Origin of the sequence: Isoptericola sp. NPDC056578, from assembly GCF_042793275.1 — a bacterium.
GTDB lineage: Bacteria > Actinomycetota > Actinomycetes > Actinomycetales > Cellulomonadaceae > Isoptericola.
The window spans coordinates 28,999-48,675 of sequence record NZ_JBHTVC010000015.1; the positions used below are offsets into that span (position 1 = coordinate 28,999).

The 19,677-nt window shown below is 74.7% G+C and carries 23 protein-coding genes; 12 read left to right on the forward strand and 11 right to left on the reverse strand.

The window, feature by feature from the left end; all coding sequences use genetic code 11:
* The first annotated feature begins 120 nt into the window (after window positions 1-120).
* From ACFQ80_RS08215 to ACFQ80_RS08235, 5 genes are all read left to right on the forward strand, one after another.
* A complete protein-coding gene (locus tag ACFQ80_RS08215; RefSeq protein WP_430549842.1) occupies window positions 121-1,197 on the forward strand; it encodes a LacI family DNA-binding transcriptional regulator in 1,077 nt (358 codons plus the stop codon).
* Between the two features lie 110 nt (window positions 1,198-1,307).
* Window positions 1,308-2,531, forward strand: a complete 1,224-nt coding sequence (locus ACFQ80_RS08220) for an extracellular solute-binding protein (RefSeq protein WP_430549843.1) — start codon at window positions 1,308-1,310, stop codon at window positions 2,529-2,531.
* Between the two features lie 7 nt (window positions 2,532-2,538).
* On the forward strand, window positions 2,539-3,663 hold the full coding sequence (locus ACFQ80_RS08225; RefSeq protein WP_430563295.1) for an ABC transporter ATP-binding protein: 1,125 nt from the start codon (window positions 2,539-2,541) through the stop codon (window positions 3,661-3,663).
* Window positions 3,660-4,586, forward strand: a complete 927-nt coding sequence (locus tag ACFQ80_RS08230; protein WP_430563296.1) for an ABC transporter permease — start codon at window positions 3,660-3,662, stop codon at window positions 4,584-4,586. The genes ACFQ80_RS08225 and ACFQ80_RS08230 overlap by 4 nt, the downstream gene beginning before the upstream one ends.
* Complete coding sequence (locus ACFQ80_RS08235) at window positions 4,583-5,506, forward strand: ABC transporter permease (protein ID WP_430563297.1); 924 nt, start codon at window positions 4,583-4,585, stop codon at window positions 5,504-5,506. Before ACFQ80_RS08230 ends, ACFQ80_RS08235 begins: the two co-directional genes overlap by 4 nt.
* An 18-nt stretch (window positions 5,507-5,524) precedes the next feature.
* On the opposite strand, the gene ACFQ80_RS08240 is transcribed toward ACFQ80_RS08235, so the two are convergent.
* From ACFQ80_RS08240 to ACFQ80_RS08255, 4 genes are all read right to left on the reverse strand, one after another.
* Window positions 5,525-5,827 (reverse strand): hypothetical protein, encoded by a 303-nt coding sequence (locus tag ACFQ80_RS08240; protein WP_430563298.1) that lies wholly within the window; start codon window positions 5,825-5,827, stop codon window positions 5,525-5,527.
* Complete coding sequence (locus ACFQ80_RS08245) at window positions 5,824-6,165, reverse strand: hypothetical protein (RefSeq protein WP_430563299.1); 342 nt, start codon at window positions 6,163-6,165, stop codon at window positions 5,824-5,826. Before ACFQ80_RS08245 ends, ACFQ80_RS08240 begins: the two co-directional genes overlap by 4 nt.
* Entirely contained in the window at window positions 6,162-7,127 is a 966-nt protein-coding gene (locus tag ACFQ80_RS08250; RefSeq protein WP_430563300.1) for an ABC transporter ATP-binding protein, read from the reverse strand. The genes ACFQ80_RS08245 and ACFQ80_RS08250 overlap by 4 nt, the downstream gene beginning before the upstream one ends.
* A gap of 93 nt (window positions 7,128-7,220) precedes the next feature.
* On the reverse strand, window positions 7,221-8,123 hold the full coding sequence (locus ACFQ80_RS08255) for an alpha/beta fold hydrolase (protein WP_430563301.1): 903 nt from the start codon (window positions 8,121-8,123) through the stop codon (window positions 7,221-7,223).
* Window positions 8,124-8,185: 62 nt separating this feature from the next.
* Between ACFQ80_RS08255 and ACFQ80_RS08260 the strand changes: the two genes are divergently transcribed.
* On the forward strand, window positions 8,186-8,884 hold the full coding sequence (locus ACFQ80_RS08260; RefSeq protein WP_430563302.1) for a TetR/AcrR family transcriptional regulator C-terminal domain-containing protein: 699 nt from the start codon (window positions 8,186-8,188) through the stop codon (window positions 8,882-8,884).
* Window positions 8,885-8,998: 114 nt separating this feature from the next.
* Here the strand turns inward: ACFQ80_RS08260 and ACFQ80_RS08265 are convergent, their stop codons facing one another.
* Window positions 8,999-9,469 (reverse strand): hypothetical protein, encoded by a 471-nt coding sequence (locus ACFQ80_RS08265; protein WP_430563303.1) that lies wholly within the window; start codon window positions 9,467-9,469, stop codon window positions 8,999-9,001.
* Window positions 9,470-9,518: 49 nt separating this feature from the next.
* Between ACFQ80_RS08265 and ACFQ80_RS08270 the strand changes: the two genes are divergently transcribed.
* Window positions 9,519-9,980, forward strand: a complete 462-nt coding sequence (locus ACFQ80_RS08270) for an anthrone oxygenase family protein (protein ID WP_430549850.1) — start codon at window positions 9,519-9,521, stop codon at window positions 9,978-9,980.
* A gap of 106 nt (window positions 9,981-10,086) precedes the next feature.
* On the forward strand, window positions 10,087-10,524 hold the full coding sequence (locus ACFQ80_RS08275; RefSeq protein ID WP_430549851.1) for a CoA-binding protein: 438 nt from the start codon (window positions 10,087-10,089) through the stop codon (window positions 10,522-10,524).
* 9 nt (window positions 10,525-10,533) lie between these two features.
* Here ACFQ80_RS08275 and ACFQ80_RS08280 read toward each other — a convergent pair whose 3' ends face one another.
* From ACFQ80_RS08280 to ACFQ80_RS08290, 3 genes are read right to left on the reverse strand one after another with little or no spacing between them, the layout of a single operon-like run.
* Window positions 10,534-11,409, reverse strand: coding sequence for a putative F420-0 ABC transporter ATP-binding protein (locus ACFQ80_RS08280; protein ID WP_430563304.1), 876 nt, complete (start codon window positions 11,407-11,409; stop codon window positions 10,534-10,536).
* Window positions 11,406-12,476 carry a putative F420-0 ABC transporter permease subunit gene (locus ACFQ80_RS08285; protein ID WP_430563305.1) on the reverse strand — a complete coding sequence of 357 codons (1,071 nt, stop codon included), beginning with the start codon at window positions 12,474-12,476 and terminating at the stop codon, window positions 11,406-11,408. The genes ACFQ80_RS08280 and ACFQ80_RS08285 overlap by 4 nt, the downstream gene beginning before the upstream one ends.
* Window positions 12,473-13,498, reverse strand: a complete 1,026-nt coding sequence (locus ACFQ80_RS08290; RefSeq protein ID WP_430549854.1) for a putative F420-0 ABC transporter substrate-binding protein — start codon at window positions 13,496-13,498, stop codon at window positions 12,473-12,475. The genes ACFQ80_RS08285 and ACFQ80_RS08290 overlap by 4 nt, the downstream gene beginning before the upstream one ends.
* A gap of 155 nt (window positions 13,499-13,653) precedes the next feature.
* On the opposite strand from ACFQ80_RS08290, the gene ACFQ80_RS08295 reads away from it, so the two are divergent.
* On the forward strand, window positions 13,654-14,430 hold the full coding sequence (locus ACFQ80_RS08295; protein ID WP_430563306.1) for a tyrosine-protein phosphatase: 777 nt from the start codon (window positions 13,654-13,656) through the stop codon (window positions 14,428-14,430).
* Between the two features lie 10 nt (window positions 14,431-14,440).
* Here the strand turns inward: ACFQ80_RS08295 and ACFQ80_RS08300 are convergent, their stop codons facing one another.
* Window positions 14,441-15,280, reverse strand: coding sequence for a class I SAM-dependent methyltransferase (locus tag ACFQ80_RS08300; RefSeq protein ID WP_430563307.1), 840 nt, complete (start codon window positions 15,278-15,280; stop codon window positions 14,441-14,443).
* Between the two features lie 154 nt (window positions 15,281-15,434).
* Between ACFQ80_RS08300 and ACFQ80_RS08305 the strand changes: the two genes are divergently transcribed.
* The 3 genes from ACFQ80_RS08305 to ACFQ80_RS08315 are packed head-to-tail and all read left to right on the forward strand — an operon-like array spanning window position 15,435 to window position 18,337.
* A complete protein-coding gene (locus ACFQ80_RS08305) occupies window positions 15,435-16,127 on the forward strand; it encodes a winged helix-turn-helix transcriptional regulator (RefSeq protein ID WP_430563308.1) in 693 nt (230 codons plus the stop codon).
* Window positions 16,128-16,158: 31 nt separating this feature from the next.
* A complete protein-coding gene (locus ACFQ80_RS08310) occupies window positions 16,159-16,725 on the forward strand; it encodes a hypothetical protein (RefSeq protein ID WP_430563309.1) in 567 nt (188 codons plus the stop codon).
* A gap of 4 nt (window positions 16,726-16,729) precedes the next feature.
* Window positions 16,730-18,337, forward strand: a complete 1,608-nt coding sequence (locus tag ACFQ80_RS08315) for a molybdopterin-dependent oxidoreductase (RefSeq protein ID WP_430563310.1) — start codon at window positions 16,730-16,732, stop codon at window positions 18,335-18,337.
* 27 nt (window positions 18,338-18,364) lie between these two features.
* Here ACFQ80_RS08315 and ACFQ80_RS08320 read toward each other — a convergent pair whose 3' ends face one another.
* Together ACFQ80_RS08320 and ACFQ80_RS08325 are read right to left on the reverse strand one after the other, a co-directional pair.
* Window positions 18,365-19,006: a LysE family translocator gene (locus ACFQ80_RS08320; protein WP_430549860.1), complete on the reverse strand. Its 642-nt coding sequence runs from the start codon at window positions 19,004-19,006 to the stop codon at window positions 18,365-18,367.
* 31 nt (window positions 19,007-19,037) lie between these two features.
* Window positions 19,038-19,637, reverse strand: coding sequence for a YdcF family protein (locus ACFQ80_RS08325; RefSeq protein WP_430563311.1), 600 nt, complete (start codon window positions 19,635-19,637; stop codon window positions 19,038-19,040).
* Window positions 19,638-19,677: the final 40 nt, after the last annotated feature.

Genomic DNA, 19,677 nt, shown 5'->3' on the forward strand with positions numbered 1-19,677 from the left:
GCGCGCAGGCCCACGTCGGCCCCAAGGAGGACGACCAGGGGGTTGACCCGCCTGCAATCGTTTGCCACTGTTGCGGCACGGCGGGTGCGACGGCGCACCGGTCCGACCTGAAGGGGTGTCATGGCGAGCGCGCGTGACGTGGCCGAGTCGGCGGGGGTCTCCGTGTCGACCGTCTCCCGTGCCCTGGCGTCGACGGGCCGGGTCTCTCCTGCCACGCGCGACCGGGTCGTCGCCGCGGCAGCCCGACTGGGGTACCAGCCCGACCCGACGGCCCGCGGGCTGCGGATGGGACGGACCCACGCCATCGGGCTGCTGGTCCCCGACCTGGAGAACCCCTACTTCGCCTCGGTGACGAAGGGCGTCCAGGCGCGCGCGAGGGCGCTCGGCTACGCCGTCTTCATCGTCGACTCGGAGGAGGACGCGACCTCGGAGACCGCGCTCGTCCGCGAGCTCGCGCGTCGGGTCGACGGCGTGCTCCTCGCGTCGCCCCGCTCGAGCGACCACGACGTGCTCGGCCTCGCGGGCGACGTCCCGACGGTGCTCGTGAGCCGGGAGGTCGGTGCCCTGCCGTCGGTCGCCGTCGACGACCGTGACGGCGTCTCGCAGGCGCTGCGCCACCTCTACGTCCTCGGCCACCGCCGGGTCGCGGTGGCGGCGGGCCCGGTCAGCTCCTGGTCGAGCGAACGCCGCTCGGACGGTCTGCGGCGCGCCGCCGAGAGCCTGGACGGTCTGTCGCTCGTCGAGCTCGGCGCCTTCAGCCCCTACTTCTCGGGGGGCTTCGCCGCGGCGGACCACGTGCTCGCGCAGGACGTGACGGCCGTCGTCGCCTTCAACGACCTCATGGCGCTCGGGATGCTCGGCCGCTTCCGGGAACGCGGGGTGAAGGTGCCCGACGACGTGTCGGTGGTCGGGTTCGACGACGTCGCGGTCGCCACGCTCGTGTCCCCGGCGCTGACCACCATCCGCGTTCCCCGCACGAGACTGGGCCGCCGCGCGGTGGACCTGCTGGTCGGGGAGCTCGGCTCCGAGGACCCCCCGGCCCGGGTCGACGCCGGGGCGCGTCCCGGTCCGGCCGTGGACCGCCTGCCCGTCGAGCTCGTGGTCCGTGGCTCCACGGGCGCCGTCCACGAGGTCGTGGACCGCCGGACGGGCGCCCCCACGAGGACGTCCGCCGGCCCCCCTGTACCCCTCGAGTAGCACCACCCCTCGCCGACGTCGACGAGGGCTCCTGACGTCCCCGGGCCAACGTCGCCCCGAATCAGAAGGAAGCAGGTCTCATGCGTACCTCCGTCATGCGGTCATCCAGCGTGTCCCGTACTGCCGCACTCCTCTGCCTCGCCGGTCTCGGCGTCGTCACCGTGGCGGGCTGCGCCCCACCGGCGGCCGAGGGCGACGGCAGCGGTCCCGCCGTGACCGACGCGGCCGACGTCCCCGACGCCCCGTCGGAGCCCGTCGAGCTGCACATCCTCGACGTCGCGGGGAACCAGAAGCTCACCGAGCCGATGGTCGACGCCTTCGTCGAGGCGAACCCCGACGTCGTCTCGTCCGTCACCTGGGAGACCGGCGGCGCGCCGGACGTCACGGGCATCGTGAAGCCCCAGGTGGACTCCGGGAACCTCTCGGTGGACCTCGTGCTGACCGGCAACGACGGCCTGTCCGCCGGCATCGCGCAGGACCTGTGGGTGCCCGTCGTCGACGACTTCGGCGACCGCCTGTCGAACCAGGAGAACTACCTCGAGCCGGCGGCGGCCATGCAGGACCTCGCCGAGGGGTACGGCGTCGTCGTCACGTACTACCCGTCCGGGCCGCTGCTCCAGTACGACCCGGAGGTCGTGACGGACGTGCCGTCGACACCCCAGGAGCTGCTCGACTGGGCGAAGGCCAACCCGGGCAAGTTCGGGTACGCGCGACCCGCGAACTCCGGCCCCGGCCGCACGTTCCTCATGGGCCTGCCGTACATCCTGGGCGACAAGGACCCGAAGGACCCGGAGAACGGCTGGGACAAGACGTGGGCCTACCTCAAGGAGCTGGGCCAGTACGTCGACAACTACCCGACCGGCACCGGGCAGGTCGTCACCAACGTCGGTGACGGCACCTGGAGCATGATCCCCACGACGACGGGCTGGGAGATCGAGCCGCGCACCGACGGTCGGCTGCCGAACACGCTCGAGGCGGCCCCGTTCGACGACTTCACGTGGGTGACCGACGCGCACTACGCCGCGATCCCGAAGGGGCAGTCGGCGGACAAGATCTCGGCGATCCTCCTGCTGCTGCAGGACGTTCTCACGCCCGAGCAGAACGCCAAGGCCTACGACCACGGCTACTTCTACCCCGGCCCCGCGGTCGAGGGCGCCACGCTCGACAAGGCCCCGCAGGAGTCGCAGGAGACCATCGAGAAGTACGGCCGCGACTGGTACGACGACCTCATCGAGTCGGCCCCGTCGACGACGCCGCTCGCCCCGGACGCGATGGTCAAGGCCTTCGACATCTGGGACCGCGAGGTCGGCGCCGGCAAGTACACGGAGGAGTGAGGGCCCGATGGCGATCACGGCCGGCACGTTCGAGTCGTTGGAGCTGCGCGACGTCGGGCGCAGCTTCGGCGGCCACCAGGCCCTGGCGGGCCTCGACCTGACGGTCCGGGCGGGCGAGTTCATCGCCCTGCTCGGCCCGTCGGGCTGCGGCAAGTCGACGGCGCTCAACTGCCTCGCGGGTCTGCTCCCGCTGACCCACGGACAGATCCTGCTCGACGGGCGTCGGGTGGACACGGTGCCCAGCGAGAAGCGCGGCTTCGGGATGGTGTTCCAGAGCTACGCGCTCTTCCCGCACCTCACCGTGGAGAAGAACGTCGCGTTCGGGCTGCAGATGCGGGGCCTGCCGCGCGCGGACGTCACGCGGCGGGTCGCCGAGGCCATCGCGCTGGTGAAGCTGGAGCAGCACGCCAAGAAGCTGCCGGGCCAGCTCTCCGGCGGGCAGCAGCAGCGCGTCGCGATCGCGCGCGCGGTGGTGCTGGAGCCGTCGCTGGTGCTCATGGACGAGCCGCTGTCGAACCTCGACGCGAAGCTGCGGCTCGACATGCGCACGGAGATCCGGCGGCTGCACCAGGAGCTGGGGCTCACGACGATCTACGTGACGCACGACCAGGAGGAGGCGCTGTCCCTGGCCGACCGCCTCGTCGTGCTGCGCGAGGGCAGGGTGCAGCAGATCGGTGCACCGGACGACCTCTACGACCACCCGCGCAACTGGCACGTCGCGGACTTCATGGGCTACCGCAACATCCTCGCCGGGACCCCGGGCGGCGAGGGCACCGTCCGTGTCGGCGGGCTGACGCTGCACGGACGCACGGTGGGCGACGTCGCGGCGGGGGACGAGGTCCGGGTGGCGGTGCGGCCGGACGACCTCACGGTGCTGGCCGACGGCCACGCGCCGCGCGACGGCAACGTCGTCGAGGGCGTGGTCGCCGTCGTCGAGTACCACGGTCGGGAGTTCGCCGTGGTGGTGCAGACGGCGGACGGCGCCACGCTGCACGTGCGCACGCCGACGGCGCCCGCGGTGGGGGACGCCGTGCGCCTCACCGCGGCCTCCGACCGGGTGCTCGTCTTCCCGGCGGAGCTCTCGGCGGCGCCGGCGGCCGCCGACCGGGCGGAGGCGGTGACGGTGGCATGACCGCCGTCGCCGACCACCCCGCGCGCAGCACCGCGAGCCTGCGCCACCGGCTCGCGGAGCGCGGCATCGACTCGTCGCTGTGGCTCATGGTGCCCGCGCTGGTCTTCGCGCTCGCGCTGTTCGTGTACCCGTTCTCGTACGGGATCGGGCTCACCTTCCAGCCGAGCGCCGCCACCCAGGAGCAGTGGGGCGGCGGGATCCTGGCGAACTACGTGGCGTTCTTCCGCGACCCGTTCGTCTTCGACTCGATCTGGATCACGATGCGCCTCGCCCTGCCGGCGGCGCTGTTCAACGTGCTCGCGTCGATCCCCGTGGCGATGGTGCTGCGCCGCAAGTTCCGCTTCAAGCGGTTCATGACGTCGGTGCTGGTGCTGCCGATCACGCTCGGCACGGTGCTCACGGCGCAGGGGCTGCTCATCTTCGCCGGGCGCCAGGGGTGGCTCAACCGGTTCCTGCTGGCGACGGGGCTCGTCGACGAGCCGGTGCAGCTCGTGAACAACTACACCGGCGTGATGTTCTCGCTGATCATCACCGGGTTCCCGTTCGCGTTCCTGCTGGTGTCGAGCTACCTGTCGGGCATCGACCCGTCGCTCGACTCGGCGGCGCGCACGCTCGGCGCCGGCTGGTGGCAGCGGTTCCGGCGGATCACCCTGCCGCTGCTCGCGCCCGGGCTGGCCACCACGTTCGTCCTCACGTTCGTGCTGGCGTTCTCGGTGTTCCCGTCCGCCCGCCTCGTCGGTGACGCGATGGGCTCCACGCGCGTGATGTCGCTCATGGCGTTCCGCGCCTTCGGCGAGCAGAACGACTACGCGATGGCCTCGACCATCGCGCTCATGATGGGCGTCGTCGAGCTGATCGTCATCGCGGTCGTGCTCGCCTGGCGGTCGCTGCTCTACAAGGGATCGACGGGAGGCAAGGGATGAGCACGCTCGAGAGCCCGACGACGTCGGGCGCGCCGCAGGACGCTCCGGCCCGCGCGCGGGGCGCGGCGGGCAGGCCCCCGGGCGAGCGGTCGTTGGCGGCGTCGCCGTCGACGTGGTTCGTCTGGGCGGGCATGGCCGCGTTCCTGGTGTTCCTGCTCGGCATCATCACGGCCGTGGTCGTGGACTCGTTCGGGCGGTCGTGGTTCGACACGTGGCTGCCGGCCGAGTGGACCACCGAGTGGTACGCGAGCTCGTGGGACCGGTTCGACCTCACGCACGTGGTGGGCGTGACGGTCGGGGTGGCGCTCGCCGTCGTCGTGCTGTCCGTGCTGATCGGCGTGCCGGCGGCGTACCTGCTGGCACGGCGGAGCTTCCCCGGCAAGCGTCTGGTGAACCTGCTCTTCCTGCTGCCGATCCTCATGCCGCCGATCACGTTCGGCATCCCGCTCGCCACCGTGATGTACGCGTTCGGACTGGGCCGGTCGGTGATCGCGGTGATCCTCGTCAACCTGGTGCCCTCGGTGCCGTTCGTGATCCTGACCATGACGCCGTTCATCGAGCAGATCAACCCCGCGATCGAGTCCGCGGCGCGCATGTGCGGCGCCGGGATGCGGCAGGTGTTCACGCGCATCCTGGCCCCGCTGCTCGTGCCCGGCATCCTCGCGGCGTCGATCCTCGTGCTCGTGCGCACCGTCGGCATGTTCGAGCTGACGTTCCTCGTGTCCGGGCCGCAGTCCGACACCCTCGTCGTGGCGATCTACCGCGCCATGACGTCGGCGGGCGGCGGCGAGGCCCGCCAGCTCGTCTCCGCCATGGCCGTCATGTACACGGCGACGATGCTCGTCATGCTCGTCGCCGCCCTGAGGTTCGTGAACCCGACCCAGCTGGTCGCCCAGGTGAAGGAGGCGCGCGACGACTGAGCCCGGCCGCGAGCGCGGTCACGCGTCGCGGCGCCGGACGGCGACGGCGGCCGCGGCGAGCACCGCCGTCGCGTAGGCCGCCAGCACCGCGAACCCGGCACCGGGGGAGAGGAGCCCGTCCGGGGTGGGCCCGGTGGCGACGAGGCGCTCGCCGGCCACGGTCGGGAGGTAGGCGTAGACGTCCTGCGCCCAGGCGGCCGAGCCGGCGAGCACCTGGAACAGCAGCGGCAGCACCATCAGCAGGCCCAGGGTGGTGGCGATCCCGGCCGCGGTGCTCCGCCAGAGGGCGCCGATGCCCAGCGACAGCGCGGCGACGGTCACCAGGTACGCGACCGTGCCGCCCAGGGCGCGGAGATGCTCGCCGTCGGAGAGGTCCAGCGCGAGTCCGTCGGCGGACAGCGAGGACGCGTCGCGAGCCAGGCCGCGGCCAGGCCGACGACGGCCAGCAGCGCCGTCGTCGCCGCGACGACCAGGAGCTTGGCCCACAGGACGGGCAGCCGCCGGGGCACGGCGGCGAAGGTCGCGCGGATCATCCCGGTGGAGTGTTCGCCGGTGATGGTCAGGACGGCGAGCACTGCCACGGTGAGCTGCGCGAGCCCGTACCCGAACGTCACCGCGACGGCGCCGCTCGGGGTCGCGAGCCGCGGGTCGGCGCTCATGACGGGTCTCCCGTGGTCGTCGTGCCGGCGGCCGCCAGCTGGTCGGAGGTGTCGTCGGTGCGGTACTCGACGGCGTCCGCCGTGAGCTCCAGGTAGGCGTCCTCGAGGGTCGAGGCGACCGGGGTCAGCTCGTGCAGCGCGACGCCGGCGGTGAGGGCGATCTCGCCGATCGCGGCGGCGTCCAGGCCCGTGACCTCCAGCGAGCCCTCGTGGGCGACGTCGGGCACGACGACGGCGGCGCCCGCGCGCTCCAGCGCGGTGCGCAGGGCCGATGGGCCGGGGGTGCGGACGGTGACCGCGCGCCGCGACGCGGCCTCGACGACGTCGCTGACCGGAGCGTCGGCGAGGATGCGGCCGCGCCCGATGACGATGACGTGGTCGGCGGTGAGCGCCATCTCGCTCATGAGGTGGCTGGACAGGAAGACGGTGCGGCCGTCGGCCGCGAGGCTCCGCGCGAGGCGGCGCACCCACAGCACGCCCTCGGGGTCGAGGCCGTTGACGGGCTCGTCGAGGATGAGCGTGCGCGGGTCGCCCAGCAGTGCCGACGCGATGCCGAGCCGCTGGCCCATGCCGAGCGAGAACCCGCCGACCCGCTTGCGGGCCACGGAGGCCAGGCCGGTCATGTCGATGACCTCGTCGACCCGCCGGTCGGGGATGCCGTGCGTGGCGGCCAGCGCGCGCAGGTGCGACCGCGCCGTCCGGCCGGGGTGCACGGCACGGGCCTCGAGGAGCGCGCCCACCTCGGTGAGCGGGGACCGGTGCCGCGCGTACGCGCGGCCGTTGACGGTGACCGAGCCCGCGGAGGGCCGGTCGAGCCCCATGATCATGCGCATGGTGGTGGACTTGCCCGCCCCGTTGGGGCCGAGGAAGCCGGTGACGACGCCGGGCCGCACCGTGAAGGTGACGCGCTCGACGGCGGTCGTGCTCCCGTAGTGCTTGGACAGACCCTGTGCCTCGATCATGCCGTCGAACGTACGGAAGGTGACCGGCGTCACGGAACCGGGAGGTCCCTGAAACCGGCCCTGGTGCCGCGCCCGGCGCCCAGGGGGGTTCACCTAGGCCGCTGCCCTCGCCCGGTCCGCCAGCCGCCGCAGGTCCGCGACGAGCGCCGGCCAGACCCTCTCCGGGAGCGTGTGCCCCATCCCCGGGTGGGTCCGGAAGACGGCGCCCGGGACCTGACGGGCGACGTCGCGCCCGCCCGACACCTTCATGAGCGGGTCGTCCTCGCCGGAGACCACGAGGGTCGGGACGCGGAGGGTCGAGAGCGCGGGCAGGCGCTCCCGGGACCACGCGGCGAGCTGCCGCTGGGTGGTGCGCGGGTCCCGGGGCGCGCGGTCGTGGCTCACGGTCGCGGCCTGGCGGGCCCACTCCTCGTCGATCGGCGCCGGGTCGGAGAGGGCCCGCCAGATCGCCACCAGGACGTCGACGGCCTCTGCGGACGTGGTCGGCTCGCCGAGCCTCGCCAGCTCGCGGAAGATGCCGAACCGCACGTACGCCAACCTGCGCCACGCGGGGGCGGTGCACGGCAGGCCGCAGCAGCTGGTCAGGCTGCGGACCCGGGTCGGACGTCGGAGCGCGGCCGCCTGCGCGACGCCGGCGCCGAGCGAGATGCCCAGCAGGTGCGCCGACGTCCATCCGACGGCGTCCAGCACGGTCTCGACATCGTCGAGCATGTCCGTGCCGGTGTACGCCGGGGCCGTCCCGCCGAGCATCGCCCGCCAGGGGTTCTGTCGTGCCGGCGACGTGAAGTGCGTGGAGAGCCCGGTGTCGCGGTTGTCGAATCGCACGACGGCGAACCCTGCGTCGACCAGCAGCTCGCAGAGGGCGTCGGGCCACCACACCATCTGGAAGTCCAGCCCCATGATCAGCAGGAGCGGCTCGCCGGAGGCCGGGTCGCCGAACGTCTCGTACGCGATGGTGACGTCGTCATGGGTGGCAAAGCGGGTCGGCGGGGTCATCGGGCGCCTCGGGCTCTCTGTGAACAGTGTTCGCTGTACTCCAGGCTACTAGACTGCGAGCGATGTACACAGAGAGCGAGCGGCGCCGCAGCATCTGGCTGCGGACCGAACGGGCGGGCCGCGGACCGGCACCCGGGCACGACCGCGCCGGCATCGCGGCCGCCGCGGTCCGACTGGCCGACGCCGGGGGCCTCGGAGCCGTGTCGATGCGCAAGGTGGCGGCCGCGATCGGAGCCGGCGCCACCGCGCTGTACCGGTACGTCGACAGCCGCGACGAGCTGATCCAGCTCATGCTCGACGCGGTGCTCGCCGACGTCCGGTACCCCTCCCTCACCGGTGGTTGGCAGGCCGACGTCCTCGCGCTCGCCCGCGCGCTGGACTCCCTCTGCCGGAGTCACCCGTGGACGGTCGACGTCCTGCAGGCGCAGCCGCCGATGACGCCCCACGGCGTCGTCCTCCTCGAGCGGGCGCTCGCCGCGCTGGACCCGGTCGACGCGCCCGGCCAGGTCAAGCTCGAGGCCGTGGGCCTGACGATCGGGCTCGTGGCGACGCTCGCCGCGACCGAGCTCGCCGCGGACCGCTCGACCGAGGAGTGGCGGTCGGCGCAGGAGGAGTACCTCCGCGCGGTCGTCGTCGCCGGGGAGCATCCGCACCTCGCGCGGGCGATCGCGACGTCGGCCCCCGCGACGGGCGACCAGGACCTGCTGGGGCGTCTGCTGCCCCGGATCCTGACGGGGCTGCTCGACGGCGTGGACGCCTGACGCGCCACCGGCCGAGTGCCGCGCGGTGTTCTGCTCGGGGCGCGCGCGGACGGACCGTCGGGCGCCGGCCTCGTGTCCGGGGAGCTGCCCCGCGCCGCCGACGCCGTCGGGTCCTCAGCCCTGCCCTGGCTCGTCGACCGGCCAGCGGTGCAGCCGCCCGACGAGGAACGACTCGATGCCGATCAGCCCCGACGCCGCGCCGACGAACCCGCCGAGCATCCCGCGGGCGTCGTCGGCGTCCACGACGCGGAGCTGGTCCGCGCGGTAGTCGACCCCCTTGCGGGTGAGCCGGTACGAGCCCGCGGCGCGCACGTTGCGGCACCAGTCCACGTCCGGGCCCCAGGGCAGCGGTGTCAGCACGAGGATGTCGCGGTACTCCCCGATCTCGACCGGGTCGCCGGGCCGGGCGACCCGCGTGTCGATCGGCGCCCGGGCGGCGAACGCCACCACGGGGGTGCGGTACTCGCGGCCGCTCTTGCGGCCGGTGTGGTGCAGCGTGACCCACGGCGGCACGCGCGAGCTCACCTTGAGGGCGTACGGGTTGAAACGCTTGGTGGCCTTGGAGACGGCCGGAGGCACGGGCATGCGGTCCATCCTGCTGCGGCCGGGGCCGTCCCGCTGGTTGGATGGGCCCATGGACCTCTGGGGCGTGCTCCTCGTGCTGACCGTGCTGACCACCGGTCTGGCGGGCGGGGTGTTCGCGGCGTTCTCGACCTTCGTCATGCCGGGGCTGCGCAGGCTCGACCCCGCGGCGGCGGCCGCCGCGATCGCGGCGATCAACGAGGACGCCGTCCGGCCACCGTTCATGACCCTGTTCGGCGCGGCCGTGGTCGTGCCCGCGGGCTCGGCGGTGGTCGGTCTCGTCGGCGGGTATGACGGCGCGTGGCTGGTCGTGGCGAGCGCCGTGCTGGTGGTCGTGGGCATGCTCGGGGTGACGGCGGTGGGCAACGTGCCGCTGAACAACCACGTCATGGCGCACCGGGACGCCGCCGGGTGGGCCGCGTTCGACCGGCCCTGGAGCCGGCTCAACCACGTGCGGACCGTCGCCTGCGCCGCGTCGTGCGCGCTCGCGGGCGTGGCGCTGGCGGTCGCATGACGGCTCGGACGAGGGCTCGGACGGAACGGACGACGAGGGGGCACGCATGAGGATCAGGGACCCGCGCGACTGGAACAGGCCGATCGAGGTGCCGGTTGCACGAGGCATGAGCAGCTCAGAGGTCAGCGAGACCACCACCGACGTCGACGCGACCATCGACCGCGTCCTCGACGAGACCACCACCTGGGCCGTCGTCGGGCTGTCCACGAACACGGAGCGGGCCGCGTACGGCGTCGCGGGGGTGCTGCAGCGCGCGGGCAAGCGGATCGTGCCCGTGCACCCGCGCGCCGAGACCGTGCACGGCGAGCAGGGTTACGCGAGCCTGGCGGACATCCCGTTCCCGGTCGACGTCGTGGACGTCTTCGTCCGCTCCGAGCTGGCCGGGGCCGTCGCCGACGAGGCGATCGCGATCGGCGCCAAGGCGGTGTGGTTCCAGCTCGACGTCGTCGACGAGGCCGCCGCGGCCCGCGTCCGCGCCGCCGGACTCGACATGGTGATGGACCGCTGCCCGGCCATCGAGCTGGGGCGGCGTCCGCGGGCCTGATGCAGCGGATCAGTCGGCCGGCTCGAACGTCAGCACCGGGCGACCGGTGCGCGGGTGGGTGAGCACCTCGGTGCGCACGCCGTAGACGGGGTCGAGGACGTCGGGCACGAGGACGTCGCGCACGTCGCCGGCGACGACGACGCGGCCTCCGGACAGCAGCACCACGTGGTCGCAGTGCTGGGCGGCGAGCTGGAGGTCGTGCAGGGCGGCGAGCACGGTGACGCCCCGGTCGGCGAGGTCGCGCAGGATGCGTAGCGCGTCGAGCTGGGCGGCGATGTCGAGGTGGTTGGTCGGCTCGTCCAGCAGGACGAGCGCGGGCTCCTGCGCCAGGGCGCGCGCCATGTGCACGCGCTGGCGCTCGCCGCCGGAGAGGGTCGTGACCTCGCGGTCGGCAAGGTGCGCCGCCCCGACGTCGTCGAGGGCGCGCCGGGCGGCGGCGCGGTCGTCCGCGGAGTCACCGGCCAGCAGGGAGCGGTGGGGGATGCGGCCGAGCAGGACGGCGTCGAGCACCGTCACCGGCAGGTCGGTGGACGCCTCCTGCTCGACGAACGCGAGCGTCCGTGCGCGACGACGCCGCGGCAGGGCGAGGAGGTCGGCGCCACCGAAGACGACGCGTGCGCCGCCCGAGCGTGCGTCGTCCGTCGGCGCCTGCACCCCGGCGAGCACGCGCAGCAGCGTGGACTTGCCCGAGCCGTTCGGGCCGAGCAGCCCGGTCACCGCGCCCGCGGTGGCGGTGACGTCCACGCCGTCGAGGATCAGGCGGCCGCCCGTCGACCACGAGACCCGGGCGGCGTCCAGGCCGTCGGCGGCCGGAGCCGCGGCGTCCCGGGCGGGGGTGCCGGTGCGGGTCTCGGTGCGAGCCTGGGAGCGGGTCTCGGTGGTCATGCGATCCTCCGGCCGCGCCACAGCAGCAGGGCGAACACGGGCGCGCCGATCGCGGCGGTGACGATGCCCACGGGCACCTCGCGGGGGGCGAAGACCGTGCGGGCGAGCGTGTCGGCCCAGACGAGGAACGACGCCCCGCACAGCGCGGACAGCGGCAGGAGCAGCCGGTGCCGCGCACCGGTGAGCAGCCGTACGGCGTGCGGCAGGATCAGGCCGACGAACCCGATCGACCCGCTCTGGGACACCAGGGCGCCCGTGAGCAGCGCGACGCCCACCAGCAGCAGCCACCGCACCCGCGCGACGGGCACGCCGAGCGTGGCGGCCGCGGTGTCGCCGAAGGTGAACGCGTCGAGGATCGAGCCGGTCGAGGCGAGCAGGGTGCCCAGCACCAGCACGGCCACGCCGGTGATCGCGACCGAGGTCCAGGTCGCGCCCGCGACCGACCCCATGAGCCACGACAGGATCTCGCGGTACGAGTCGCCGGTGGCGGACCAGAAGATGACGAAGCTCGTCGCGGCCGCGGCGAGCTGACTCACCGCCAGCCCGGCCAGCACGGTGCGGGTCGGCGTGATCGTGCCGATCGCGCCGGCCAGCCCGAGGGCGGCGGCGAGCGCCGCGACCGCGCCGCCGAACGCGGCGACCGGCAGCAGCACCGTCAGCCCGGCGACCAGCACGAGCACCGCTCCCAGCGACGCCCCGGACGACAGCCCCAGCAGGTAGGGGTCCGCGAGCGGGTTGCGCGTGAGGGACTGCATGACGACGCCGCACACCGCGAGACCCGCCCCCACCGCCGCGGCGGTGAGCACGCGGGGCAGCCGCAGCTCCCAGACCATGCCGTCCGGCAGCGCGTCGAGCGGCTCGAGGCCCAGCGCGCCGCCGAGGCCGACGTGCGTCGCGATCGAACGCCACACGTCCGCGACGGACAGGTCGGCCGGGCCGACCGTCACGGTCACGAGGACGGTCGCGACGAGCACGACCACCGACGCGGGCAGCCACCAGGCCGCGCCCCGCCGCGCCGTCGACGACGTCGACGGCGGGGTGCGGACCGGCTCGGCGACGGTCGTCACAGGTCGAGGCCCGCCAGCTGGTCGGCGAGGTCGACGACGGCGTCGACGTTGCGCACGCCGGCCTCGGACGCGGGGAACGGCACGATGAGGTAGCGCCCCTCGCGCACGGCCGTCATCCGGGCGGTGGCGGGGTTCGACTCGAGCCGCTCGATCTTCTGCTCCGCGCTGTTCCACGTCGCGTCGACGAGCACGACGACGTCCGGGTCCGCCTCGATCGCCTGCTCCCAGGAGAACGACGTCCAGGTGTCGTCCACGTCGCCCGCGACGTTCTCCAGGCCGACGGCGTCCATGATCATCTGCGGCGCGCCGATGCCCGCCCCGACGTAGGGGATGTCGTCGCCCGAGGAGTACCAGAGCGCGGTGAGGCCGCGGTCGTCGGGGGCGACGGACGCGAGCGCGTCCTGCTGCGTCGCGACGAGGTCGTCGGCGGCGTCGGAGGCGTCGAAGACCTCGCCCACCTCGTCGATCTCGGCGAAGACGTCGTCGAAGGTCAGCGGGTCCGGCATGTACTCCGGCGCCTTGCAGGCGGCGGGGGAGACGTAGGTCGCCACGCCGAGCTTCGCCAGCGTGGCACGGTCGCCCGCGCCGTCGGCGGTGAGGTTGGACTCCCAGCCGGCGTAGACGAGGTCGGGCTCCAGGCCGAGCACGGCCTCCGCGCCGGGCACCTGCTCCGCCATCGGCTCGGCGACGGCGGGCACGTCGGCGGCGGCGTCGGCCAGCGAGTCCGGCACGGGGCCGTCGAGGAACGCCGACCCGACGATGCGGTCGCCGAGCCCGAGGGCGAGCAGCATCTCCGTGGTGCTCGACTTGATCGTCACCACGCGCTGCGGTGCGCCGTCGACCGTCGTCTCGACACCGCAGTTGTCGAGCGTCAGCGGGTAGGTGGTCCCCCCGGCGGACCCGTCCGTCGGGGCGGCCGAGGGCGCGGCGTCGGCAGGGTCCTGGCCGCAGCCGGTGAGGGCGGCGAGGGACAGGGCGAGCAGGGCAACGCCGGGCACGGCGGTACGGGGGAGTCGGGGCACGCGGAAGCTCCAGGGGTCGTCGTCGGTGGTGTCGTCCGACGGCGCGCCATCTCGCGCCGGTGGAACCGCGGCCCACAGCCCGGGTCGCGCCGACGGGCCAGAGTCGTGCCCGTGATCCGGCGTCGAGCCTAGTACGCCCAGCCGACGACGTGTGGTTGCCTGACGCCCGTGAGCATCCCGACCGACACCTCGCCCGCGGGGGCGGCCCCGCCTCGACCGGCCCCGACGCCCGCGCGGTGCACTGGGGCGCGCTGCCGAACGCCCGCGACCTGGGCGGGCTGCCCACCGCCGACGGCGGGCGCACCCGGACCGGGAGCCTCTACCGGACGTCGCGGCTCGACGACGCCGGCCCCGAGGGCCTCGCGGCGATGGCCGCCGCGGGCGTGCGCACCGTCGTCGACCTGCGCAACGCGGCCGAGATCGAGCCGCTGGAGCTGCCGCCGACCGTGACGCGTCACCACCGCCCCGTCGAGGACCCGGACGACGAGGAGTTCATGCGCGCCTGGGCGCCGCACCTCGACACCCCGCGCTACTACGCGACCGTGCTCGAGCGCTGGCCCGGGCTCGTCACCGACGTGTTCCGCACGATCGCCGACGCGCCCGACGGCGCCGTCGTCTACCACTGTGCGGGCGGGCGCGACCGGACCGGCATGGTCACCGCCCTGCTGCTGACCCTCGTCGGCGTCCCCCGCCCGGTCGTCGTCGACGACTACCTGCGGGCCGTGCGCGCGAACAACGACCGGGCCGTCACCGAGCCGGGATGGAGCGAGCCGCACCGCGCGCCCGACGTGCTGGCGGCCTGGTGCGACACCGTCGCCGCGGCGCTCGGGGACTTCCTCGACGGCGTGGACCCGGCGGACTACCTGCGCGCGCACGGCGTGACGGACCCGGAGCTCGACCGGGTCCGTCACCGCCTCATCGCCGCGGGGTGAGGGCGCGGGCTCACGCCCGGGTCACGCGCACCAGCAGGTAGTCCCAGACCATCGTGCCGTCGTCCCGCAGGTGCCGGTCGCCGAGCGCGGCCAGCGCGTCGTCGAGCTCGGCCGCCCGGGCGTCGTCGTCCCCGAGGTGCCGGTACGTCGCGATGGTCGGCCCGTAGGTGGCCTTGAAGAAGTCGCGGAACGCGGCGCCGTCGGAGAAGCGGTCGACGACGAGCCCGTGCACCTCGGCCCGGACGTCGGTGACGCGGTCGCCGAAGAGCGCGAGCACGTGCTCCTCGGTGCCCCACAGCGGCGGCGGGAGGGCCCCGGGCGGCGGCGGGGGCGCGTAGGGCTTGAGGGTCGCGAACATCTGGCCGATGAACCCGTCCGGCGTCCACGCGACGTTCCCGATCGTGCCGCCGGGGCGGGTCACCCGTGCGAGCTCGGTGGCCGCGAGCTGGTGGAACGGCGCGAACATCACGCCCACGCACGACAGGGTGACGTCGAACGCGCCGTCGTCGAACGGGAGCGCGTGCGCGTCGGCCGGCTCCCAGCGCAGGGTGGCGCCCGTGGCCTCGGCGCGTCGTCGGCCCGCCTCGAGGAGCTCGGGGGACAGGTCGGAGGCGACGACGTCGGCCCCCGCCAGCGCGGCCGGGATCGACGCGTTGCCCGAGCCGGCGCCGACGTCGAGCACCCGGTCGCCCGGGCCGACGTCGCACGCCCCCACGAGGACGGCCCCCAACGAGGGGATGACCTGGTCCGCGACGGCTGGATAGTCGCCCGACTCCCAGACGGCGCGGTGCTTGGTGCGGACCGTCTCGAGCAGCTCGGCGGGGACGGTCCGGGGATCGGTGACGCTCATGAGGGGCTCCTTCGCTCCACGGTGACCGGCACGGGACCGTGCCGACCCCTTCACGGTGCGCCCGGCGCCGGCCGCGATCCAGTGCCGGATCTGGACCGGGCGAAGTCCTGGATCTGTACTGGCCCGCCGCGCGTCGCGGGCGTTCACTGGGGGGATGGCGGGCTACGGGCAGTTCTGCCCCGTCGCCAAGGCGATGGAGGTGCTCGACGAGCGGTGGACGCTGCTCGTCGTGCGCGAGCTGCTGCTCGGCAGCTCGCGGTTCAACGAGCTGCGGCGCGGCAACCCGAAGATGTCGCCCACGCTGCTGTCGAAGCGGCTGCGGACCCTGGAACGTGCGGGCGTCGTGCGACGCGCCGGTGACGAGGGCCACGTCCGCTACGTGCTCACGCCCGCCGGCGAGGAGCTGCGGCCGGTGGTCGAGGCGCTCGGCGCCTGGGGCACGCGGTGGGTCGGCGGACTCGGTGAGGAGGACCTCGACCCGCACCTGCTGCTGTGGGACATGCGCCGCACGATCGACGTCGCCGCCTGGCCCCGGGAGCGGACCGTCCTCGGGATCGTGCTCACCGACGTGGCCCCCCGGGTGTCCCGGTGGTGGATCGTCGTGCGGGACGGGCAGGTCGAGGTGTGCGACTACGACCCCGGCTACGCAGCGGCGGTGGTCGTGACGACGCCGCTGCGGGCCCTCACCCGCCTGTGGCGGGGTGACGTGACCTGGGCGAACGCGCTGCGCTCGCGCGAGGTGGACCTCGTGGGCCCCGAGGTGGCACGGCGCCAGGTGCCCCGCTGGCTGGGGCAGTCGGTCTTCGCGCACGTGCCCCGGCAGGACCCGGCGGTCGCCGGGGCGTGACGTCGACCGTGGTGGCGCTACGGTCGACGCCATGACGAGTCCCCGGGTCCAGGACGTGATCTCGTGGCGACGCCCGCGCCGGCAGCGGCGCGGGGTGCGCGAGAGCGCGGGCGCGGCGTCGGGCCTCGTGCGCGCCGCCGTGGACCTCGCGCTGTCGATCGCGAACGGGAACGCGCCGACGGGCGACGTGGCGAGCCTCGGGGACGAGCCGCCGCGGGTGCCGCGCGACCCCGCCGAGCCCGTCGCCGAGCTGCCCTGCGCCGTCGTCGGCGGCACCGCGGACGGGCTCGCCGAGGTCGACGGCGCGCGCCCGACCCTGTGGACCTCGCGCCGGCGGACCTGGGCCGCGCTGCCGGCGACGTCCGGTGCGGCGCCCGCCGACGTCGAGCTGGACCGCACGACGCTGACGCTCCGGTCGCTGACGCTCGCGCCGGCGGAGCAGGGACCGTGGACGCTGGACGCACTCTGCTCCGCGCGCGTCACGGGTCCGGGGACGGAGCTGGACCTCGAGGGGTCGTGGCTCGCCCTCGCGTGGCTCGGGCACCTCGCCGGCTGGCCGGACCCCGGTGCCCCCGCCAGCCCCGTGGTGGGACGCTGAGGTCATGAGCAGCTCACCGGGAGACGCCGGGGGCTGGGACGCCGAGTCGTGGGTCCCGCCCGAGCCGAAGCGGCGCGACGGCTGGTGGGCGGCGCTCGCGGGCGTGGTCGCGACGGCGGCGGGCCTGGCGGTCGCGGAGCTGGTCGCGGCGTTCGTCGACCCGTCGTCGAGCCCGGTCGTGGCGGTCGGCGGGGCGGTGGTGGACGGCGTCCCCGGCTGGCTGAAGGACCTGGCGGTGTCGTGGTTCGGCACGGCAGACAAGGCCGTGCTGCTCGCGACGATGGGCGCCGTCTCCCTCGCCGGGGCGGCGCTCGTCGGGTTCCTGGAGCGGCGTCGTCCGCCGTGGGGCGCCGTCCTGCTGGGCGCCGTGGGCGCGGTGGCGGCCGTCGTGGCCGCCGGACGTCCGGGGGCGAACATCGCCTGGGCGCTGCCGAGCCTGCTCGGGGTGGTGGCCGCGATCGCCCTGCTCAGCGCCCTGCTGCGGCGGGTCGAGACGTGGTTCGCCGAGGACGAGCGGCCCGGGGCCGACTGGCGGTCCGCGATCGACCGGCGCCGCTTCCTGCAGTGGACCGGCGTCACGGCGGCGGGCGCCGTGGTCGTGCTCGGCGTCTCGCGCGTGGTCTCCGCCGGCGGTCGCGCGGTGACGGCCGCGCGGGAGGCGATCCGGCTACCCCGGCCCGCGACGTCGGCGCCGCCGGTGCCCGCGGGCGCCGACCTCGGCGTCGAGGGTGCCGCTCCGTACGTCACGCCGAACCCGGAGTTCTACCGCATCGACACGGCCCTGGTCGTGCCGCAGGTGGACCCCGACGACTGGTCGCTCACCGTGACCGGCCTCGTGGACGAGCCGTTCACGATCACGTGGGACGACCTGCTCGCGCTGCCGCTCGAGGAGCATCACGTCACGCTGGCGTGCGTCTCCAACGAGGTGGGCGGGAGCCTCATCGGCAACGCGCTGTGGCTCGGCTACCCCGTGCGGGAGCTGCTGGCCCGGGCGAAGCCGCAGGCCGGCGCGGACATGGTGCTCTCGCGCAGCACCGACGGCTTCACGGCGGGCACGCCGCTGGAGGTGCTGCAGGAGCCCGACCGCGCCTGCCTCGTGGCGGTCGGCATGAACGGCGAGCCCCTGCCCACCGAGCACGGCTTCCCCGCGCGCCTCGTGGTGCCCGGCCTGTACGGGTACGTGTCGGCCACCAAGTGGGTCACCGAGCTCAAGGTCACCCGGTTCGCCGACGAGCAGGGCTACTGGACGCCGCGCGGCTGGTCTGCGCTGGGTCCGATCAAGCTGTCGTCGCGCATCGACGTCCCGCGCCCGGGCGACGACCTGCCCGCCGGCACCGTGACGCTCGCGGGCGTCGCCTGGGCCCAGCACACCGGGATCTCCGGCGTCGAGGTGCGGGTGGACGACGGCGACTGGGTCGCGGCCGAGCTCGCCGAGACCGTCGGCCCGGACACGTGGCGCCAGTGGCGCCTGGACTGGGACGCGCCCCCCGGCGACCACCTCGTGGCGGTACGCGCGACGGACGCGGACGGCACCGTCCAGGTCGAGGCGGAGGCACCACCCGCGCCGGACGGCGCCACCGGCTGGCACACGATCGAGCTGACGATCACCTGATCGGGCGCGGACCGGCCCGGGGCGGCGTCAGACGCGCGCGGTGGCCGCCAGCCGGGCGCCGAACAGGACCAGCACCCCGCCGGTGACGCGGTCCACCCAGCGCACGGCGCCCGACCGGCGCAGCCGGGGCCCGAACCAGCCCGCCCCGAGGACGACGAGCGACAGCCAGACGGTCCCGAGCACGCAGTGCACCAGGGCGAGCAGCAGGCCCATGAGCAGCGGGTTGACGCCGTCGGGCACGAACTGGGGGATCGCGGCGACGTAGAAGACGCCGACCTTCGGGTTCATGAGGTTGGTGCTGAGCCCCAGCCCGAAGTCGCGCCAGCGGCCGCCTGTCGGCAGCGGCACGTCGACCTCGCCGGCTGCGTCGCGGGGGGACCGGAAGGACCGCCAGAGCATCGACGCCCCCATCCAGACCATGTATGCCGCGCCCGCCAGGGTGAGCACGCGGTACGCCGTCTGGCTGGCGGCGAGCAGCGCCGCCGCGCCGCCCGCGGCGGCGGCGCCCCACACGAGGGTGCCGACCTGGATGCCGCCGAGCGCCGCGAACCCGTGCGAGCGCGAGCGGGTCACGGTGCTGCGCAGCACCAGCGCGGTGTCGAGTCCGGGGACGAGGGTGAGGAGGCCCGCGACGAGCGCGAAGGCGAGCAGCGCCTGGGTGACGGTCACGACGTCACGATACGAGCCGTGCGGCGCGGTGTCACCGCCCGCGCAGGTCGCGCCGGACGCCCCGCAGCGTCCACAGGCCGTAGGCGGCGAGGGCCGGCTTGAGCGGCAGCCACTCGCCCCAGCGGTGGTCGGCCGCGCGGGTCAGCCGGCCCATGAGGTCCGGCCGCTGACGGGCCACGTAGACCCGGGCCTTGAGCGCGTGCGCCGGCTGCGAGACGAACGTGATCCGGTCGGCGTCCTCGACCAGCGGGAGGACGCGCGCGACGTTCTCCCAGGTGGTCCGGCTCTCCTCCTCCAGCACCAGAGGGCCGTCATAGCCCAGGACGCCGACGGCGCGGTCGGCCAGCACCCTCGCCTCGGAGCGGCGGGACGTCGTCGTGCCCCCGCTGAGCACGAGCCGCGCGCGTGCCGCCGGGTCGATCGACCGCAGCCCCGCGCGCACCCGCCAGCGGTTGACGACGTTCGCCGCCGGGCCGGGATTGCGGAACCCCAGGACGACGACGGCCTGCGTCGGCCCCGCGGCGTCGGCCACGAGGGTGCGCGACCAGCGCCGGTTCAGCCACTCGCTCCAGGCCAGCACGGCGGCGAGCCCGGAGATCCCGGCGAGGGCGACGATCGGTCCGCGGCGCATGCGAGGGACTGTAGACCGCGGCGTCCGCCGCGGCGGGACC

What these genes read in the sequence shown, in the direction of transcription:
- ACFQ80_RS08215 (WP_430549842.1), top strand. Translation starts at nt 121, where the DNA reads ATGGCGAGCGCGCGTGACGTGGCCGAGTCGGCGGGGGTCTCCGTGTCG.
- ACFQ80_RS08225 (WP_430563295.1), top strand. Translation starts at nt 2,539, where the DNA reads ATGGCGATCACGGCCGGCACGTTCGAGTCGTTGGAGCTGCGCGACGTC.
- ACFQ80_RS08230 (WP_430563296.1), top strand. Translation starts at nt 3,660, where the DNA reads ATGACCGCCGTCGCCGACCACCCCGCGCGCAGCACCGCGAGCCTGCGC.
- ACFQ80_RS08235 (WP_430563297.1), top strand. Translation starts at nt 4,583, where the DNA reads ATGAGCACGCTCGAGAGCCCGACGACGTCGGGCGCGCCGCAGGACGCT.
- ACFQ80_RS08245 (WP_430563299.1), bottom strand. Translation starts at nt 6,165, where the DNA reads ATGAGCGCCGACCCGCGGCTCGCGACCCCGAGCGGCGCCGTCGCGGTG.
- ACFQ80_RS08250 (WP_430563300.1), bottom strand. Translation starts at nt 7,127, where the DNA reads ATGATCGAGGCACAGGGTCTGTCCAAGCACTACGGGAGCACGACCGCC.
- ACFQ80_RS08255 (WP_430563301.1), bottom strand. Translation starts at nt 8,123, where the DNA reads ATGACCCCGCCGACCCGCTTTGCCACCCATGACGACGTCACCATCGCG.
- ACFQ80_RS08260 (WP_430563302.1), top strand. Translation starts at nt 8,186, where the DNA reads ATGTACACAGAGAGCGAGCGGCGCCGCAGCATCTGGCTGCGGACCGAA.
- ACFQ80_RS08265 (WP_430563303.1), bottom strand. Translation starts at nt 9,469, where the DNA reads ATGCCCGTGCCTCCGGCCGTCTCCAAGGCCACCAAGCGTTTCAACCCG.
- ACFQ80_RS08270 (WP_430549850.1), top strand. Translation starts at nt 9,519, where the DNA reads ATGGACCTCTGGGGCGTGCTCCTCGTGCTGACCGTGCTGACCACCGGT.
- ACFQ80_RS08275 (WP_430549851.1), top strand. Translation starts at nt 10,087, where the DNA reads ATGAGCAGCTCAGAGGTCAGCGAGACCACCACCGACGTCGACGCGACC.
- ACFQ80_RS08280 (WP_430563304.1), bottom strand. Translation starts at nt 11,409, where the DNA reads ATGACCACCGAGACCCGCTCCCAGGCTCGCACCGAGACCCGCACCGGC.
- ACFQ80_RS08300 (WP_430563307.1), bottom strand. Translation starts at nt 15,280, where the DNA reads ATGAGCGTCACCGATCCCCGGACCGTCCCCGCCGAGCTGCTCGAGACG.
- ACFQ80_RS08305 (WP_430563308.1), top strand. Translation starts at nt 15,435, where the DNA reads ATGGCGGGCTACGGGCAGTTCTGCCCCGTCGCCAAGGCGATGGAGGTG.
- ACFQ80_RS08310 (WP_430563309.1), top strand. Translation starts at nt 16,159, where the DNA reads ATGACGAGTCCCCGGGTCCAGGACGTGATCTCGTGGCGACGCCCGCGC.
- ACFQ80_RS08315 (WP_430563310.1), top strand. Translation starts at nt 16,730, where the DNA reads ATGAGCAGCTCACCGGGAGACGCCGGGGGCTGGGACGCCGAGTCGTGG.
- ACFQ80_RS08325 (WP_430563311.1), bottom strand. Translation starts at nt 19,637, where the DNA reads ATGCGCCGCGGACCGATCGTCGCCCTCGCCGGGATCTCCGGGCTCGCC.